At 36.0% G+C, this 1,713-nt stretch carries 5 protein-coding genes; all 5 read right to left on the bottom strand.

Annotated features, from left to right (window positions below; all coding sequences use genetic code 11):
* Positions 1 to 554, bottom strand: a 554-nt coding sequence (locus U9P79_09490; protein ID MEA2104855.1) for a DUF3150 domain-containing protein, incomplete at its 3' end; no start/stop codon positions are given.
* A 55-nt stretch (positions 555 to 609) separates the two neighbouring features.
* Complete coding sequence (locus U9P79_09485; GenBank protein ID MEA2104854.1) at positions 610 to 777, bottom strand: hypothetical protein; 168 nt, start codon at positions 775 to 777, stop codon at positions 610 to 612.
* A 48-nt stretch (positions 778 to 825) separates the two neighbouring features.
* Complete coding sequence (locus U9P79_09480) at positions 826 to 1,053, bottom strand: hypothetical protein (protein ID MEA2104853.1); 228 nt, start codon at positions 1,051 to 1,053, stop codon at positions 826 to 828.
* Complete coding sequence (locus tag U9P79_09475) at positions 1,053 to 1,271, bottom strand: hypothetical protein (protein ID MEA2104852.1); 219 nt, start codon at positions 1,269 to 1,271, stop codon at positions 1,053 to 1,055. The genes U9P79_09480 and U9P79_09475 overlap by 1 nt, the downstream gene beginning before the upstream one ends.
* Positions 1,258 to 1,548 (bottom strand): hypothetical protein, encoded by a 291-nt coding sequence (locus U9P79_09470; protein MEA2104851.1) that lies wholly within the window; start codon positions 1,546 to 1,548, stop codon positions 1,258 to 1,260. The genes U9P79_09475 and U9P79_09470 overlap by 14 nt, the downstream gene beginning before the upstream one ends.
* Between the last annotated feature and the right edge of the window lie 165 nt (positions 1,549 to 1,713).

The following is a 1,713-nucleotide window of genomic DNA, read 5'->3' as shown; positions in this document are numbered from 1 at the left end:
GTTACTGCGGATTGAATACGAAGACGTGTCCGTGAATCAATGTCGTTCCTGATTTTCGTAACTTCCGAATCAGACAATGAAAAACGGATATCTTTCGAAACAGGAATTGCATTAATTTCCATTTCGAAATGGTATTTATCCTTCACTTCTTCGACAGGGGGATAATCATCCATTTTATACATTTTCCCAAGACGTATTGCCGCCTGGGTTTTCAATTGAGGATATGCCTGAATAAATCGATCCTCAGATTTCTTTATCTTGGTTTTTAATTCATTCATTATTCTGATAAACTCAAAATAATGTGCTGTAGGCAACAGCCTAGCGCCACTATTATCCCAAGGTAAAGTGTTATCGCGGAAATATCTTCTCGTTTCCGATTGTAATTTCTTTATCTCGCTAAGTTCATCCTTGGCAATAATGTTTTTTTGATATTTTCCTCCATCCATGGACTGATACTCGCTGTCTATACGGGTAGAAACATCTCTATCTAACTTTACACCTGTCCATCCCTTGATGTGTAAATTAACAAGCATTGCTTTGTTTTGAATATTCATTTTTTCCTTCTTTCTTTTTGTTTTTTTTTGATAATCCTACATCGTCTTTTCACCATCAATCAATAGGAATCACACGAGTTCTATCACAATTGATTTTTCCATCGATCTCGCCTGCTGCATCATTCGCCTGTTTCAAACTTTCTGCCAGCCAAATAGAACCGTCTTCGTTTTTTTTCGCAGTAAGATATTTGTTGCTATCTTTCCAAATTAATATCAAATACATACAAATCCCTTTCTTTCAGCATTACACAAATCAGCATTGATCCGTATTCTATATCCCGTACCATTTTTTTCGTTCAGAAGATGACATTTTGGCAATTCTACCGTCAGGAAAATATAATTGATCGTTTCCTTCAAGTTTATCCCGTTTAAATCCAAATGCTGAACAGAATTCCTTTTCCTCTTTCTCCGCTTTTTTTTGTGCCTTTGGCTCCAGTTCTGAAAATAGTCTCAAACTTCTCAACCATTTCTCTTGGCTTTCGCTAACATATCTTTTCATTACTTTCTCCTTTCTGACGCTTTTATGTTTTTCAGCCTCTTCAACGTTTCACCACCACCGCATTCATCAGTACCTTTCAAATCGCAACTTTCACATGCCTCTAGTCCTCTAAATTGAATCAACCAGCAATCACTTGTCAATTTACTCTGTTCTACTTCTACCGTGTCATATGTTTTGAGTTTTCCATTTTCTAGCCTTGCATTACTAAATTCTACCATATTTACCTTCCTTATTTGCAATAAAATCTTCTCGTTTGGTTCCATTGATAGCAAATTCAAATTCTCTCAAACTATTCAATAAGCAGATTTTTTGACTATCACAGCACTTCAGTCCCTTGTCGGGCATAAAACCCACTATCTTTTCAGCCAAATAAATCAACTCATAAAGACTATCACGGAATGATTCTCTGTCGCTTCTATCTATCATCTCTGTTTGCTCCAAATGATCATAATATTCTTTTATCACTTTCCTGATTTTCTTATCCATCAATGTCATTTCAGCATCCTCTCATGTTAGGAAATAAATATTCCTGATCTGGCGAATCGACAATAACTTTGTCTCTCAACTCTCTTTCCGAAATACCTAAATGCTTTGTAACCATTTCAACGATTTTCGCTCCACGATGTTCGAAATCGATATTATCGAATACTACACCAAATA

It is taken from the genome of Candidatus Cloacimonadota bacterium (assembly GCA_034661015.1).
Taxonomy (GTDB): Bacteria; Cloacimonadota; Cloacimonadia; order JGIOTU-2; family JGIOTU-2; genus JAYEKN01.
The sequence above is the reverse complement of the archived record's forward strand: the minus strand, read 5'-3'. Positions and strand labels throughout refer to the sequence as shown.